A 15,350-nucleotide genomic window follows, 5' to 3' on the forward strand; every position below is an offset into this window, starting at 1 on the left:
CGTGACGGCCCGCCCGCCGCCGCCGGGGCTCCGCCCGAGGTCTGCTCGGGTGACGGCCCGCCCGCCGCCGCCGGGGCTCCGCCCGAGGTCTGCTCGGGTGACGGCCCGCCCGCCGCCGCCGGGGCTCCGCCCGAGGTCTGCTCGGATGACGGCCCGCCCGCCGCCGCCGGGGCTCTGACTTGCAGCCGAGGCGCCGCTGCTGGGGCTCCGCCCCAGACCCTCCCCCAGACTTCGTCCGGGGGGACCCCCACTCCTCAAACGCCGGAGGGGCTGGATTTGGCTGCTGCCGTCCGCCCGATCGGCTCGCGAATCGCTTTGGGTCGCCGGGTTTGCCGCGCGGGCTGGAGTGCCCGCAGGGCAATTCCAGCCTCGCCGGCGATTGAGGCGCGGGGTGCGGGGCGGAGCCCCGGTCTTTCAGCCTCGCCGGCGTTTGAGGAGCTGGGGGTCCCCCCGGACGAAGTCTGGGGGAGGGTCCGGGGGCGGAGCCCCTGGCAGCGGTGCTGCAGTTCTACACGGAGGGTCGTCGATGAGGGTGGTCGGATTTGCCGAGGCTGAGCTGCCGGCGGGGCTGGCTCGGGAGGTGGCCGCGCTGGAGGACGAGGTCTGGCCGGGGGCGGGGTCGGGGCACGATCCGGCTCTGGCTCCGCGTGCCCTGCTCCTGCTGGCCGCCGACGGCAAAGTGGCCGCCTCGCTCGCGCTGCTGTTCAAGGAGGTCCGGCTCGCCGGGCGGACCTACCGGGCGGCCGGGCTGAGCGCGGTCGTGACCCGGCCCGCGCTGCGCGGCCGGGGACACGGCGCCCGCCTGGTGGCGGCGGCCCGCGCCGAGCTCGCGGCGGACCCGGCCGTGGACCTCGCCCTGTTCAGCTGCGACCGCCCGCTCGCGCCGTTCTACGAGGCGGCCGGCTTCGCGCAGCTGCCCGGCACAGTGCTGCTGGGCGACGCCCCCGGGGATCCGGAGCCGCTCGCCACCGACGCCCCCGGCTTCGACAAGGTGGTGCTGGCGGCCTTCTTCACGGACGACCCGGGCCGGGACCGCGCGGCCTTCACCGGAGTCCGCGTACCGCTCCACCCGGGACACACCGACAGGCTGTGGTGAGCGGTCAGTTCGCGGGTGCGGCGTCCGCCGGCTGCTTCTTCGGGCTCGCCGGGCGGCTGCGGTCGACGAGGAACAGGGCCAGCACGGGGACCAGATACAGCGTCCACACCGTGAGCTGCAGGACGGTGGGGTCCGGCTGGAAGTTGAAGACGCCCTTGAGCAGTGTCCCGTACCAGCTGTCCGGCGGGACCGTCCCGGTGATGTCGAAGGCCTTGTCGCCCAGGCCGTCCAGGAAGCGGGCCTCCTGCAGGTCGTGGACCCCGTACGCGAGCACGCCCGCGGCCACGACCACCAGCATGGCGCCGGTCCACTTGAAGAACTTCGCCAGATTGATCTTCAGGGCGCCCCGGTAGAAGAGCCAGCCCAGCACGATCGCCGTGGCGATGCCCAGCAGTACGCCGATCAGCGGGGCCGAGGAGCCCTCGCCGCTGGCCCGTACCGACGCCCACACGAACAGCGCGGTCTCCAGGCCCTCGCGGCCGACGGCCAGGAAGGCGGTCGCGACCAGCGCGCCGGTGCCCATGGCGAGGGCCGCGTCGAGCTTGCCCTGCAGCTCGGCCTTCAGATGCCGCGCGGTGCGCTTCATCCAGAAGACCATCCACGTCACGAGGCCCACCGAGATGATGGACAGGCTGCCGCCGAGGAGCTCCTGCGCCTCGAAGGTCAGCTCCTGGCTGCCGAATTCGAGCATCGCGCCGAAGATCAGCGAGAGCCCGCACGCGATCCCGATGCCGATCCACACGGGACGCAGGGCGTCCCGGCGCCCGGTCTTCACCAGGTACGCGACGAGGATGCAGACGACCAGGCTGGCCTCCAGCCCCTCGCGCAGGCCGATCAGATAGTTGCCGAACACGGCGGTGGTTCCTCTCCAGGCGCTACGACGGGGGGACGGGGACTACGCGAACAGCGTCCGGCCCCACCAGTCGTCCTTGTCGCGGACGCCCGGCGGGACGGCGAACATCGCCGAACCCACGTGCTGGATGTACTCGTTGAGGACGTCGGCCTTCGCCAGGCTGCGCTGGATCGGGACGAAGCCCTTGCGCACGTCCCGCTGGTAGGCGAGGAAGAACAGGCCCGCGTCGAGGCGGCCGAGACCGTCCGTGCCGTCGGTGAAGGAGTAGCCGCGGCGCAGGATCGTCGCACCGTTGTTGGTGTCCGGGTGCGCCAGGCGGACGTGCGCCTCCGGCTTCATCGCCTTCAGGAACGGTTCGTCGCGCTCCTTGGACTTGCCGACGGGTGCGCCCTCGCCCTTGTCGCGGCCGAAGATGTCCTCCTGTTCCTGCAGGGAGGTGCGGTCCCAGATCTCGATGTTCATGCGGATCCGCCGGGCCACCAGGTAGGAGCCGCCGGTCATCCAGTCGCTGCCGTCGCCCGCGCCGACCCACACGTGCTTCTCCAGGGCCGCCTTGTCGGTGCCCGAGATGTTCCGGGTGCCGTCCTTGAAGCCCATCATGTTGCGCGGGGTCTGCTCTTCGGGCGTGGTCGACGAGGTCTTGCCGAAGCCCAGCTGGGACCAGCGCACCGCGGTCTTGCCGAAGCCGATGCGGGCGAGCTGGCGGATGGCGTGCACGGCGACCTGCGGGTCGTCGGCGCAGGCCTGGACGCACAGGTCGCCGCCGGAGCGGGCCGGGTCCAGGTTGTCGCCGGGGAACAGCTCCAGGTCGATCAGGGCCTCGGGGCGCTTGCCCTCCAGGCCGAACCGGTCCTTGGCGAACAGGCCCGGACCGAAGCCGACGGTCAGGGTGAGGCGGGAGGCCTTCAGACCGAGCGCCTCGCCCGTGTCGTCCGGCGGGGCCTCCGGGAGACCGCCGAAGCCCCCCTCGCCGACCGGCCGGCCGGCCGTCATGCGGCGGGCCGCCTCGGTCCACTCCTTGAGGAGCTGGATCAGCTCCTCGCGGCTCTTCGTCTTCACGTCGAAGGCCGCGAAGTGCAGACGGTCCTGCACGGCGCTCGCGATGCCGGCCTGGTGCTCGCCGTGGAAGGGCACGGCGCCCCCGGCCGCGGCGGCCGAGACCATGTCCGACCCGCCGCCCAAGGCCGCCGCGGCGCCGCCGGCCGCGGCCGCGCCGAGCGCGAGCCCGGCCCCGCCCCAGCCGAGGACGGCCCGCCGCGAGGGCGTGGCCGGGGACTCGTCGACCGCCTGCTGCGGCTGCGCCGCCGGCTCTGACTGCGACTCGGTCATGGTGCTCTCCCGCCTGCCTCTGTCCCTGTCCCTGCCGTTACTTCGTGACCGCGGCGGCGAGCTTGGAGAGCGGCTCGCCGAGGGCGCTGACCGCGTCCGAGAGCTCCTTCTTCTCCGCGTCGCCGAGCTTCTCGTACGAGGTGAACTCGTAGGACGCCTTGTCCGTGCGGTACTTGTCCAGCAGCACCGTCATCGCCGCGAACTGGGTGTCCAGCTGCTTGGCGAGCTCCGGGTCGTTCTTCGTCGCGAGCGGCTTCAGCAGCTCGTACGCCTTCTCCGCGCCCTCGATGTTGGCCTTGAAGTCGACCAGGTCGGTGTGGGAGTAACGCTCCTCCTCGCCCGTGACCTTGCCGGTGGCGACCTCGTCGAGGAGCTCCTTGGCGCCGTTGGCCATCGAGCTGGTGGTGATCTCCGCCGTGCCGACCTTCTTCTGCCAGTCGGTCAGGTCCGCCATCAGGGTGTCGGCGAGCTTCTTCTCGTCGTCGCCGATCTTCTGGTCGGCCCACAGGGCCTTCTCCAGACGGTGCCAGCCGGTCCAGTCCTTCGCCGGGTCCTGGCCGGCCTCCAGGCCGTCCTCGCGGACGTCGACCTTGGGGTCGATGTCGCCGAAGGACTCGGCGACCGGCTCGGTGCGCTCCCAGCCGATGCGGGAGGCGGCGTACAGCTTCTTGGCACCCTCGATGTCGCCGGCCTTGACCGCGTCGGCGAAGGCCTGGGCCTTGGGGAGGGTCTCGTCGGCCTGCGCGACCACGTAGGCGCGGTAGGCGGCGACCGCGGCGTCCGCCTCGGGGCTGCGCTTCTCCTCGCCACCACCCTTGCCGGTGGCCTTGACCTTCTTGGCGATGCCGTCGCCCTTCATGCCGGGCTTGCAGACGATCTCGTAGTCGCCCGCCTTGATCTCGGCGGTGATGGAGGCCTTGGTGCCGGGGCCGATGTTCTCGCGCTCGGTCACGATGCGGGCGTCCGGGAAGAGGACGTAGACCTCGGTGACCTTCGAGCCCTTGTTCTCGACGTCGATCTGCACCTTGCCCGACGGGAACTCCGTCTTCGACACGTCGCAGGCGCTGTCGGAGGCCGCGACCTTGATCACGTCGTCCCCGCCGGCGTCGCTCTTCTGCGAGCAGCCGGTGACGGCGGTCAGGGCGGCCGCGACGGATGCGGCGGCGATGACGGTGAGACGGGCGGGGCGCATGGCGGGCTCCTGGGCGTCGGACGAAGGGGCCGTCCCAAGGGGGAGAGGCCGGTGAGGCGGACCTAACTTAACCGAGGCTTACCTGACCGATACCCAGGCGTCCAGTGATACAGCTCTCACCTTTCGGTGACGTACGGCGGCCGGACACGGGCCTGTCACGGGCCCTCCACGGCCGCCCCATGGCCGGGTCAAGCCGGGGTCAAGGCGGGCTCAGACCGGCTGTTCGTTCCGTATCGCGGAAGGTTCCGCCGTGCGTACGGGGACCACCAGCGGGGCCCCGGTGCGCGGGTGCGGGAGCACCTCCACCGGCTGCCGGTAGACCCGGCTGAGCAAGGCGTCCTCGAACACCTCGGCCGGCGGACCGGCCGCGGCGATCCGGCCGTCGTGCAGGACGGCGGCCCGGTCCGCGTAGGCGGCGGCCAGGCCCAGGTCGTGCAGGACGACGACCACCGCGTCCCCGGCCGCGGCCCGCTCCCGGCAGATGCGCAGCACGAGTTCCTGGTGGCGCAGGTCGAGCGCGGCAGTGGGCTCGTCGAGCAGCAACAGCGGGGCCCGCTGGGCCAGTACGCGGGCCAGTGCGACCCGGGCCCGCTCGCCGCCGGAGAGGGCCGAGAAGGGGCGGCCGGCGAACTCCGTCACCTCGGTGGCGGCCATCGCGGTGGCCACCGCCTCCTCGTCGGCCTCGGCCAGGGGAGTGCCCGCCCAGGGGGCGCGGCCCATCCGTACGACGTCCTCCACCGGAAAGGGGAAGGACAGTGCGGCCGACTGGGGGAGCACGGAGCGGCGCAGCGCCAGATCCGGGGTGCTCCAGTCGTCCACCGGGCGGCCGTCGATCCGGATCTCCCCGGAGGCGGCGGGCAGGTCGGCGGCGAGTGCGGCCAACAGGGTGGACTTGCCGGCGCCGTTGGGGCCGACCAGCGCCAGCACCTCGCCGGACCGGGCGATCAGGTCGATGCCCGACAGGACCTCGCGCCCGCCGAGGCGGACGTGCAGGTCCACGATCTCGGCGAGGGCCGTGCCGGGGGTGGGGCGGGGCGGGAAGACGCGCTTGTTCCGGGCGATCAGCCCGATCAGCCTGCTGGTCACGCCCAGCCTCCTTGCTTGCGGCGGGTGCGGCGCAGCAGCCAGAAGAAGAACGGGCTGCCGATCAGGGCGGTCAGCACACCGAGCGGCAGCTCGGCGGGCTGGGCGAGGGTGCGTGCGGCCAGGTCGCCCGCGACGAGGACCACGGCTCCGGCGAGCGCGCTGCCGGGGACGAGGAAGCGGTGACCGGGGCCGTTGGCCATGCGCAGCAGGTGCGGGACGAGCAGGCCGATGAAGGTGATGACCCCGGCGACGGCCACGGCGGCGGCGGTCAGCAGGGCGACGACCAGGATGAGGGAGAGACGCAGCCGCTCGACGTCGATGCCGAGGTGGCGGGCCGGGCGTTCGCCGAGGGAGAGCAGATCGAGGCGGCGGGCGTAGAAGGGGGCGATCAGCAGGCCGGCGAGGGCGCAGGGCAGGACGGCGAGCACCTTGGGCCAGGTGGCCTGGGCGAGGGAGCCGAGCTGCCAGAAGGTGATCTGGTTGACCTGGCCGCTGTCCGCGAAGAAGACGAACAGGCCGATGAGGGCGCCGGCGAAGGCGTTCACGGCGATGCCGGTGAGGATGAGCGTGACGACCTCGGTCTTCCCGCCGTTGCGGGAGAGGAGGTAGACGGAACTGACGGTGATCAGGCCCGCGATGAACGCGCAGACGGTGATCGTCCAGTTGCCGAAGAAGCTGAGACCGAGGCCGATGGCGGCGACCGCGCCGACGGCGGCGCCGGCCGAGATGCCGATGACGCCGGGCTCGGCGAGGGGGTTGCCGAAGACGCCCTGCATGAGGGCGCCCGCGCAGCCGAGGCTGGCGCCGACGAGCAGCGCGAGGACGACGCGGGGGAGGCGTACGTTCCACAGCACGCTCTCGCCTACGCGGTTGAGGGGGGCTCCGCCGAGGCCGATGCGGTGCTGGACGGAGGCGAGTACGTCGGGGGTGGCGATGCGGTAGGCGCCGGTGCCGGCGGAGACGAGGGCGAGCAGGAGCAGGGCCGTTACCAGGGCCGCGGTGAGGACCAGGGCCCGTTGGCTGCGCCGCTTGGCGGGGGCGGCGCTGCCCGTGCCGGGGGCTGGCGGGGCCGTGCCGTTGCCCGTGTCTTTACCCGTGCCTTTGCCCAGGCCGGGGGCGGTCGGAGGGGTGGGGCCGGGCGTGCTCCGGGGCGTCTCCTCGGACGCCGAACGTGACGGGGGGTCGGCGGGCCGAGCCTCGTTGCGTTCGGCGCCCTGCGGGGAGCGCCCCTGCGCACGCCCGTCCCCTGCGGGAGCGGGGGGAGGGCTGGCCGCCGCCGTGGGCCCGTCGGAGCCGGTGGTGGGGTGCGTTGGGTCGTAGAGGGGCACTTCAGGCGGCCTTGCCGTAGAGCTGGGTGACCAGGGAGGACAGGACCTGGTCGGTGCGGGGGCCGTAGTTGAGGAGGACGCCGTCGTCGACCGTGACCACGCGGCGGTCCATGCCGGCCGGGGTCTGGGCGACGCCCGGGATCTTCACCAGGCCGTCGATGCCGCCGACCGATTCGAGGCCCTTGGACATGACCAGGATGGCGTCGGGGGCGGCGGCCGCGAGGGCCTCGCTGGTGATCGGGGTGAAGTCCTTGCCGAGGCCGGACTCCTTGCCGGTGTCGACCGCGCCGGCCGCTTCCAGCAGGGAGGCGGCGCCGGAGTCCGAGCCGCCCAGCAGATAGACGGAGGCGGTGCCGCGGAGGTAGAGGAAGGCCACCCGGGGCTTCTTTCCGGAAGCGGCCGGAATGTCCTTGCGGGCTGCGGTGATCCGGTCGGCGGTGCGCTGGTTCAGCTGGGTGCCCGCGTCCTTGACGCCCAGGGCGGTGGCGACCGTGTCGATGCGCTTCGGTACGTCGTCCAGGGACTTGGCCGGGGCGACGACGAGGACGGGGATGCCCGCGTCCCGGATCTGCTGGATCGCTTCCGCGGGGCCGCTGGTGGTCTCCGCCATGACGAGGGTCGGGCGCAGCGACAGCACGCTCTCGGCGGAGACGTCGTGGCCACGTGTCACCACCGGCAGGGCGGCGGCCTGTTCGAAGGTGGCGGTGATGTCCCGGGCGACGACCTGCTTGCCGAGGCCGAGGGTGTGGACGATCTCGTTGAGGCTGCCGGTCAGCGGGACGACCCGGTCCGCGGAGGTGATGGTGACCTGGGCGCCGTCGGCCGAGGGCACCGTCACGGGCAGCGCGGGCTGCGGCGCCGGGGCGAGTGGTTCCACCCGGTCCGGGACGGCGGCTGCGCGGGGGGCGGATGAGCCCGGGGTGGTGGCCGTACCTCCGCAGCCCGTCAGCGCGAGTGCCAGTGCTGCCACGGCGACTGCGAGACGGGGAATGCGGTGTGACGCGGCGGGCGTAGGCACGAAGGCACCGTCCTGATCGTCCGACTGAGGTTCTGGGGACCGGGGGGTTACGAACCCGGTCGTGAGTAGCTTAGGTTAGCCTAACCTTGCTTAGCCAGACCCAGGAGGGGACATTCATGTCCGCTAGACCCGTCCGCGCGTTCGCCGTCACGCTGTTGGCGGCCCTGTTGGGGGCCCTGCTCCCGGCAACCGCCGCCCACGCGGGCACCGTGCAGGGGGGTCGGCTCGACTGGGGTATCAAATCGTCTTTCCAGAGTTATGTCACCGGTCCGGTCGCAAAAGGCAGTTTCAAGCTGAAGAACGGAGCCGCCACGGTCGGCGGCAGCCTGTTCCGCTTCCACTCGGCGGCCGGCTCCTACGACCCGGGCACCGGCACCTTCGAAGCCTCTTATGCGGGCGGGGTGACCTTCCAGGGACACCAGAAGCCCGACGGCGTCTACGAGCTGGACATGACCGTCAGCCGCCCCACCGTGAAGATCAGCGGCGGCAGCGGCACCCTGTACGTGGACGTCTCCAGCAAGGCCAAGGACACCGGCGCGGTCAGCAACCAGTCCCAGGTGCCCTTCGCCACGCTCGGCCTCGGCGGCATCAACATGAAGGGCGGCGCCAGCCCGCTGACCCTCACGAACATCCCGGCCACCCTCACCGCGCAGGGCGCCCAGGCCTTCGCCGGCTACTACGCGGCCGGCACGCAGCTCGACCCCGTCTCGCTCTCCGCCGACGTGAAGTCCGCCCCGGCCGCGGAGCCCTCGCCGTCGGCGACCCCGCAGCCGGGCGCCACGACGCAGGCCCCGCAGACGCAGGGCGCCTTCGCCGACGCCGCCGTCGACTGGGGCGTGCGCCGCACCTTCCGCGAGTACGTCACCGGCTCGGTCGGCCAGGGCAAGTGGACCCTCGCCGAGGGGGCCCAGGACGGCGGCGCGCTGTTCCGCTTCCCGCAGGGCAAGGGCGCGTACGACGGCGGAAAGGGCACCCTTGACGCGGCCTTCGCCGGCACCGTCCAGTTCACCGGCGCCCATCTGGACCTCAAGCTCGGCAAGGTGGGCGTCAAGGTGGAGAACGGCAAGGGCGTCCTGTCCGCGGACGTGACCACCGGCGGCGAGACGAAGAACGCCGTCCCGCTGGTGGAGTTCGACGCCAAGGGCCTGAAGACCGAGGGCGGGCTGGCCACCCTGACCGAAGCGCCGGCCGTCCTCACCGAGGGCGGATCGCAGGCCTTCAACTCCATGTACAAGGCCGGCACGGAGATGGACCCCGTCTCGCTCGCCGTCGCCCTCGACGCCACCGCGAAGCTGCCGGCCCTGCCCGACCTGGGCTCCACGGCCTCGCCCGCGCCCGCGCCGTCGGCCGCCGAGCCCGCTCCCGCCGCGAAGGCCGAGCAGTCCTCCGGCACCGGGCTGTTCATCGCCCTGGCCGTGGCCGTACTGGTCCTGGCCGGCGGCGCCGCCTTCCTGGTGGTCCGCAAGCGGCGTACGACCGCCGCCGAGTAGTCCCCCTTCCCTCTTCTTGTTCCCCAGGAGTACCCAGCCATGTCGTCCATCCGCCGCCCGATCTCCCTCGCGGCCGCCGTCCTCACGGCCGCCGCACTCGGCACCACCGCCTTCGTCCTGCCCGCCCAGGCCGCCGGAGGGCCCCCGACCCAGCCGATGGAGATCATCGGCGGCTCCCTCGACTGGGGCGTGCTCGCGAGCTACCGCGCCTACGTGACGGGCATGGCCAAGGGCACCATCACCGTGGCGGACGGTGCCAAGCAGAACGAGGACGGCACGCTGCGCTTCGTCGAGCCGACCGGGCAGTACGACCCGGCCGGCGGCCACGTGGTGAAGGCGGCCTTCAGGGGCAGTGTCACCTTCTCCTCGCCCGCCCCGCCGACCGGCCACGGCTTCGAGGTCAAGCTCTCGGACATCCGTATCGACACCGGCACCAAGAACCTCACCGCGGACGTCACCAAGTCCGGCACGACGACCCAGGACGTGCCGCTGGCCAAGGTGGCCTTCGCCGGCCAGGCGATGACCAACCTGGCGACCACGCTCACCAAGGAGGCGGCCGACGCGCTCGGTTCGCCGGGCTACGAGAACAAGGCGGGCGACCCGCTCACCGCGAAGCTGGAATTCAAGCAGCCCACCCCGGACCCCGAGCCCACCCCGCCGAAGCCCACCCCCACGAAGCCCACGCCCACCGCCCCGCAGCCCACCGCTCCGGCCGACGGCGTGCAGAAGGTCCTCAGCGGCAAGCTGACGTGGGGCGTGAAGGAGTCCTTCCGCAGGTACGTGCTGGGCGCCGGCTCGATCACCCCGGCCGGCGGGGCCGCCAAGAACGGCGACCTCTACGACTTCGCCTTCGGCAAGGGTGAGCTGGACGTCAAGAAGAAGAAGCTGAACGCCTCCTTCGAGGGCAACCTCCGCTTCCAGTACGCGGCCCACGGCATCGACATGACCTTCGCCAACCCCCGCGTCGACGCCACCGGCAAGACCGGCACCCTGTACCTGGACGTCAAGAACGCCTCCGGCAGCAAGACGGCCGTCCCCTTCGCCACGCTCGACCTGTCGAAGACCGACTACAAGACCAAGAACGGCGTGCTCGCCCTGAACGCCGTCCCGGCCGCCTTCACCGCCGAGGGCGCGGAAGCCTTCGCCAACGACACCACCGGCTCCATGTACAAGGCGGGCGACGCCATCGACCCGCTCACCTTCGCCGTGGCCGTGAACAAGGACGCCACCCTGCCGACGACCACGGGCGGCACCACCGGCGGTACGGGCACCACGGGCGGCACCGGCACGACCGGCGGTAGCGCCGGCGGCGGTTCCGTCGGCGGCAACCTCGCCAACACCGGCGCCGAGATCCCGGCCACGGCCCTGCTCACCACCTCCGGCGTGGTGATCGCGGCCGGCGCGGGCGCGATGTTCCTCGCGCGCAGGCGGCGCACGGCCCAGGTCTGAGCCGTGCTTGAATTCCCGCGTGAACGATCTCGACGTACTGAAGGTCTTCTGCGCGGGTGACGGCCGGTACGGCAACCTGCTCGGTGTCGTACGCGACGGCCGGACCTGCCCCGACGACGCGTCCCGGCAGGCGCTGGCCGCCGAACTCGGCTACAGCGAGACGGTGTTCGTCGACGACCCCGAGCGCGGGGTCGTCGACATCCGCACCCCCGGCACGCGGATGTCCTTCGCCGGACATCCGCTGGTCGGGGTCGCGTGGTTGCTGGACATCGAAGAGCTCCAGCCGCCCGCCGGATCCGTATGGGCCCGGGACGACGGGGAGTTCACCTGGATCACGGCCCGCGCCGAGTGGGTCGAGGGCAAGCGGACCGAACAGTACGGATCCGTCGCCGAGGTCGAGGCGCTCCCGGCCCCGCCCCCGGGCGAGGGCTGGCTCTACGCCTGGGCCTGGGAGGACGAGACGGCGGGCCGCGTGCGGGCCCGCGGCTTCCCGCGCCGCCCCGACGGGATCATCGCCGAGGACGAGGCCACCGGCTCGGCGGCGATCCTGCTGACGGCCCAGCTGAACCGCGCCCTGAACATCACCCAGGGCGCCGGCTCCCAGATCCTCACCGCCCCCGGCCCCGACGGCACCGTCGAGATCGGCGGCCGCGTCCGCTTCGCCCGCACGGTGACCCCGGCCGTCCCCCACAGGTGATCGTTTGCGTTTAGGCTGCGGCGCGTGAGCGGAATAGACGTGGGGAACGGAGTGGTGGGCGCCATCCTCGGGGTGGTCTTCGCGACACTGTTCCAACAGGGCCTGCAGAACGCGTGGTGCAAGATCCGCCGCCGGTCGGCGGGAATGGTGCGCAGCATCACCTTCCGGGAGGCGCAGCAGGGCGGGGCCTGGTCCACCTTCGCCCTCGGCCCCCTGCGCACCTCCGCCCTCGTCGTCGACGGGGACGGGCACTCGGTGATCTCGCCCGGGTCCGTCCACATCCAGGTACTGGACGGCGACGCCGAACTGCCCGCGGAGATGGCGGCCTGGCGGGAGGAGATCGCGGCCGAGGAGGACCGGGTGCGCGAGACGGGCGACCGGGTCCCGGTGTGGAACGGGCCGCGCTACGCCGTCGAGTCCCTCGACGTCTCGCGGACCGCCCTCGACGAGCAGGCGGAGATCCACCTGCGGCTGCGGCCCACGGACTACTACACCTTCCTCGCGGCCCAGCAGCTGGACCGCCGCTTCGCGGACGGGGACACGCCGCGGACCCGCTACCTCGACCCCGGACGGCCGCTGGCCGCCCCGGCCTTCCTGCAGTGCAGCTTCGGCGTCAACATCGCCGTGGTCACCGCCGACCACCTGCTCGTCGTGAGCCACCGCAGCGAGCGGGTGCGTACGGCGCCGGGCATGTGGAACTCCTCCGTCAACGAGGGGCTCTCGCGGCACATCGACTCGTCGGGGCGGGGCGCTCCCGACCTGCACGCCGCCGCGCGCCGCGGCATGCGCGAGGAACTCTCGCTGGAGCCGCACGAGTTCACGCTCTCACTGCTGGCCTTCGTGCTGGACGTCGACAAGCGCGCCTGGAGCGCCCACTACTACGCCCGGCTGACCGAGCTGACGGGCGAGCGGCTCCGGACGCGCATGAGCAGGGGAGTGCCCGACCGCTGGGAGCACCAGGCCGTCGAGTACGTCCCCTTCCGCCCGGCCGAGGTGACCCGCTACCTGCTGCGCCCCGACCGGATCCACCGCTGGGCGCCGGTGGCCCCGGCCCTGTTCCACCTGGCCCTGGTGCACGTGCACGGCAGGGCGCCGGTGGAACGGGCCGAGGCGCAGGCGCTGCGCCGGCTCCGCTGACCTGGGGGCCCGGCACCCGCCGGGCTACGCGCTGAGCCGGAACTCCTCGCCCAGCTCGCGGAAGACCGCGCCGTTGAAGTCGAAGGCGCGCTTGCACTCGTCGATGATGCGCTGCTTCTCCAGGTCGTCCGCGGCGATCGCGTCCAGCAGCTCGCGGTAGGTCCGCTTGAAGGCCGCCGGGTTGGAGATGTCCGCGAAGACGTAGAACCGGACGCCGTCGCCCTTGCGCTCGAAGCCCCAGGTGCGCTCGGCCTTGTCGCGGATGATCTGGCCGCCGGAGAGGTCGCCCAGGTAGCGGGTGTAGTGGTGGGCGACGTACCCGCCCGGCCACTCGGCCGCGCACTCGGCCACGCGGGCGGCGTACGCCTGCGTCGCGGGCAGCGCCACCACTTTCTCCTGCCAGTCCGGGCCCAGCAGGTGGGCGAGGTCGCGCTCGATCTCGGCGACGCGCATCAGCTCGGGCTGGATGAACGGGCCGGCCACCGGGTCGTTCCTGAGGGACTCGGCCGCATCCTCCAGGGCCCGGTACACGAACCACAGCTGTTCGGTGTAGCGCGTGTACGCGTCCACGCCGAGCCGTCCGCCGAGCAGGTCGCTCATGAAGGTCGACGTCTCGGCCTCGGTGTGCTGCTCGTGCGACGCGACGCGGATGACCGTAGAGAAGGCGTCCAAGGCGGACCTCCAGGAAGAGGAAACAGGCGTGGCGGCAGTGCCGCCACGCCTGATACTCCTACTTAGGCTTGCCTAAGTCAATGTGTTCCCGACGTCTTGTCGGTAAAAAAATCCGCCCCGGGGATCCGGCCGGGATCCGGCTACGGCAGGGTCAGGATCTCCGCCCCCGAGTCCGTCACCACCAGCGTGTGCTCGAACTGCGCGGTCCGCTTGCGGTCCTTCGTGACGACGGTCCAGCCGTCCGCCCACATGTCGTACTCGTGGGTGCCCAGGGTCAGCATCGGCTCGATGGTGAAGGTCATGCCGGGCTCGATGACGGTCGTGGCGTGCGGGCTGTCGTAGTGCGGAATGATCAGGCCGGAGTGGAAGGAGGAGTTGATGCCGTGGCCGGTGAAGTCCCGGACCACGCCGTAGCCGAAGCGCTTGGCGTACGACTCGATGACCCGGCCGATGATGTTGATCTGACGGCCCGGCTTGACGGCCTTGATGGCGCGGTTCAGTGCTTCGCGGGTCCGCTCGACCAGCAGCTTCGACTCCTCGTCCACCTCCCCGCACAGGTAGGTGGCGTTGTTGTCGCCGTGCACCCCGCCGATGTAGGCGGTCACGTCGAGGTTCACGATGTCGCCGTCGCGCAGGACGGTGGAGTCCGGGATGCCGTGACAGATGACCTCGTTCACGGAGGAGCACAGCGACTTCGGGAAACCGCGGTAGCCGAGCGTCGAGGGGTAGGCGCCGTGGTCGCACATGTAGGCGTGGGCGACCCGGTCGAGCTCGTCGGTGGTCACCCCCGGCGCGATCAGCTTGGCGGCCTCTTCCATCGCCTGGGCGGCGATCCGGCCGGCGATGCGCATGGCCTCGATGGTCTCGGACGTCTGCACCTCCGGTCCGGTGTACGGAGTGGGCGCGGGCTTGCCCACGTACTCGGGCCGGCGGATGTTTCCGGGAACGGAACGGACGGGAGAAAGCTCGCCTGGTACGAGCAGCGACTGGCCAGACATACGAGCGAGTGTATCCAGCGGGGATGGGGCAGCATGGCGGCAGAGAGCGGTAACGAGAGGAGCCTGACAACGATGGCCCTGTTCAAGAAGCGCCAGGTGGGCAAAGCGGGCGAGTGGTACTACTGCCTCGTCCACAACAAGGTCGAAGAAGGCCCCGAGTGCCCGGCGAAGGACCGTTTCGGCCCGTACGAGACGCCGGAGGCGGCGGGCCACGCCATGGAGACGGCGCAGGAACGCAACCTCGAATGGCAGAACGACCCCAAGTGGAACGACAAGACCCGCGAGGAAGAAGAGGGCACGCCCTCCTGACGATCCGCGGCCACGGGCCACCAGTGGCCGGGCGACGCCCGCGGTACCCGCGGTGCCGGCTACCAGCGGCTGGGCGGCGGCGCGGTCAACTGGTCGGCCAGCCGCGCCAGCCGGTCCCGGAAGCGGCGCGGCCCGCGCTGCGCCGGCAGCCCGTTCTCCCCGGCCGCCGCGCTGACCAGGTGCTGCACCGTGTCCAGGTCCAGTTCGGCGCCGGCCTCCGGCACCGACAGTACCTCGTGCGCGAGCGTCCCCAGATCCGGATCCCCGCCGTCCAGGGACAGTACGGTCGCCCCCGCGCGCCGGACTTCGTGGACGCGCTCCAGCAGCCCCTCGCCCGGCTCCCCGGGCGCCACCACCAGCAGCGTGTGCCCGCGCCGGGCCGCCGCCAGCCTGCCCAGCCCCACCGACAGGTGCGGCGGCTCCCCGGGCCGCACCCGGTGGCGTACGAGCGTGGGCGCCAGCTCCGGCAGCCCCGACCAGGCGGCCTCGTCCACCAGGTGCGCCGCCAGATGCCAGGGCTCGTAGCCCTCGGTCCCCACCAGCAGCAGGTTCCCGCCGGCCGGTACGACGGACCGGCGCAGCGAACCGGCGAAGCGGCGGGCGGCGCCCGGCCACTGCGTACCGGCGAGCACCTCGCGCAGCAGCGCGACCCTCACGGCATCCATATCGGGCATCCTGCCGCATGAACGGCACGCG

Annotated in this window: 15 protein-coding genes; 6 read left to right on the forward strand and 9 right to left on the reverse strand. The window is 72.2% G+C overall.

Going from position 1 to position 15,350, the window contains the following annotated elements:
- Positions 1-526 precede the first annotated feature (526 nt).
- On the forward strand, positions 527-1,096 hold the full coding sequence (locus ACIPYQ_RS03185) for a GNAT family N-acetyltransferase (protein ID WP_401245606.1): 570 nt from the start codon (positions 527-529) through the stop codon (positions 1,094-1,096).
- A gap of 4 nt (positions 1,097-1,100) precedes the next feature.
- On the opposite strand, the gene efeU is transcribed toward ACIPYQ_RS03185, so the two are convergent.
- The 6 genes from efeU to ACIPYQ_RS03215 all read right to left on the reverse strand — a co-directional run bounded on the left by efeU (position 1,101) and on the right by ACIPYQ_RS03215 (position 7,902).
- A complete protein-coding gene (gene efeU / locus ACIPYQ_RS03190) occupies positions 1,101-1,949 on the reverse strand; it encodes an iron uptake transporter permease EfeU (protein ID WP_401245608.1) in 849 nt (282 codons plus the stop codon).
- Positions 1,950-1,991: 42 nt separating this feature from the next.
- Positions 1,992-3,278 (reverse strand): iron uptake transporter deferrochelatase/peroxidase subunit, encoded by a 1,287-nt coding sequence (gene efeB / locus ACIPYQ_RS03195; protein WP_361751747.1) that lies wholly within the window; start codon positions 3,276-3,278, stop codon positions 1,992-1,994.
- Positions 3,279-3,315: 37 nt separating this feature from the next.
- Positions 3,316-4,470, reverse strand: a complete 1,155-nt coding sequence (gene efeO / locus ACIPYQ_RS03200) for an iron uptake system protein EfeO (RefSeq protein WP_361751745.1) — start codon at positions 4,468-4,470, stop codon at positions 3,316-3,318.
- A gap of 210 nt (positions 4,471-4,680) precedes the next feature.
- Complete coding sequence (locus ACIPYQ_RS03205) at positions 4,681-5,556, reverse strand: heme ABC transporter ATP-binding protein (protein WP_401245611.1); 876 nt, start codon at positions 5,554-5,556, stop codon at positions 4,681-4,683.
- The gene (locus ACIPYQ_RS03210) at positions 5,553-6,665 is read right to left on the reverse strand and encodes a FecCD family ABC transporter permease (RefSeq protein WP_401246103.1); all 1,113 of its coding nucleotides are present in this window, start codon (positions 6,663-6,665) and stop codon (positions 5,553-5,555) included. Before ACIPYQ_RS03210 ends, ACIPYQ_RS03205 begins: the two co-directional genes overlap by 4 nt.
- Before the next feature lie 220 nt (positions 6,666-6,885).
- Positions 6,886-7,902 carry a hemin ABC transporter substrate-binding protein gene (locus ACIPYQ_RS03215; RefSeq protein ID WP_401245613.1) on the reverse strand — a complete coding sequence of 339 codons (1,017 nt, stop codon included), beginning with the start codon at positions 7,900-7,902 and terminating at the stop codon, positions 6,886-6,888.
- A gap of 116 nt (positions 7,903-8,018) precedes the next feature.
- Here ACIPYQ_RS03215 and ACIPYQ_RS03220 point away from each other — a divergent pair, with 116 nt between their 5' ends.
- From ACIPYQ_RS03220 to ACIPYQ_RS03235, 4 genes are read left to right on the forward strand one after another with little or no spacing between them, the layout of a single operon-like run.
- The gene (locus tag ACIPYQ_RS03220) at positions 8,019-9,392 is read left to right on the forward strand and encodes an HtaA domain-containing protein (protein ID WP_401245615.1); all 1,374 of its coding nucleotides are present in this window, start codon (positions 8,019-8,021) and stop codon (positions 9,390-9,392) included.
- 39 nt (positions 9,393-9,431) lie between these two features.
- On the forward strand, positions 9,432-10,841 hold the full coding sequence (locus tag ACIPYQ_RS03225; RefSeq protein ID WP_401245617.1) for an HtaA domain-containing protein: 1,410 nt from the start codon (positions 9,432-9,434) through the stop codon (positions 10,839-10,841).
- Positions 10,842-10,860: 19 nt separating this feature from the next.
- The gene (locus ACIPYQ_RS03230; RefSeq protein ID WP_401245619.1) at positions 10,861-11,538 is read left to right on the forward strand and encodes a PhzF family phenazine biosynthesis protein; all 678 of its coding nucleotides are present in this window, start codon (positions 10,861-10,863) and stop codon (positions 11,536-11,538) included.
- Positions 11,539-11,562: 24 nt separating this feature from the next.
- The gene (locus ACIPYQ_RS03235) at positions 11,563-12,675 is read left to right on the forward strand and encodes a hypothetical protein (protein ID WP_401245621.1); all 1,113 of its coding nucleotides are present in this window, start codon (positions 11,563-11,565) and stop codon (positions 12,673-12,675) included.
- A gap of 24 nt (positions 12,676-12,699) precedes the next feature.
- Here the strand turns inward: ACIPYQ_RS03235 and ACIPYQ_RS03240 are convergent, their stop codons facing one another.
- A complete protein-coding gene (locus tag ACIPYQ_RS03240; RefSeq protein ID WP_401245623.1) occupies positions 12,700-13,347 on the reverse strand; it encodes a heme oxygenase (biliverdin-producing) in 648 nt (215 codons plus the stop codon).
- Positions 13,348-13,487: 140 nt separating this feature from the next.
- A complete protein-coding gene (gene map / locus ACIPYQ_RS03245; protein ID WP_401245625.1) occupies positions 13,488-14,345 on the reverse strand; it encodes a type I methionyl aminopeptidase in 858 nt (285 codons plus the stop codon).
- A 72-nt stretch (positions 14,346-14,417) separates the two neighbouring features.
- Here map and ACIPYQ_RS03250 point away from each other — a divergent pair, with 72 nt between their 5' ends.
- A complete protein-coding gene (locus tag ACIPYQ_RS03250) occupies positions 14,418-14,654 on the forward strand; it encodes a hypothetical protein (protein WP_327413666.1) in 237 nt (78 codons plus the stop codon).
- Between the two features lie 59 nt (positions 14,655-14,713).
- On the opposite strand, the gene ACIPYQ_RS03255 is transcribed toward ACIPYQ_RS03250, so the two are convergent.
- Positions 14,714-15,319, reverse strand: coding sequence for a hypothetical protein (locus tag ACIPYQ_RS03255; protein WP_361751723.1), 606 nt, complete (start codon positions 15,317-15,319; stop codon positions 14,714-14,716).
- Positions 15,320-15,350 lie beyond the last annotated feature (31 nt).

It is taken from the genome of Streptomyces sp. NPDC090045 (assembly GCF_044747975.1).
In the GTDB taxonomy this organism is placed as follows: domain Bacteria; phylum Actinomycetota; class Actinomycetes; order Streptomycetales; family Streptomycetaceae; genus Streptomyces.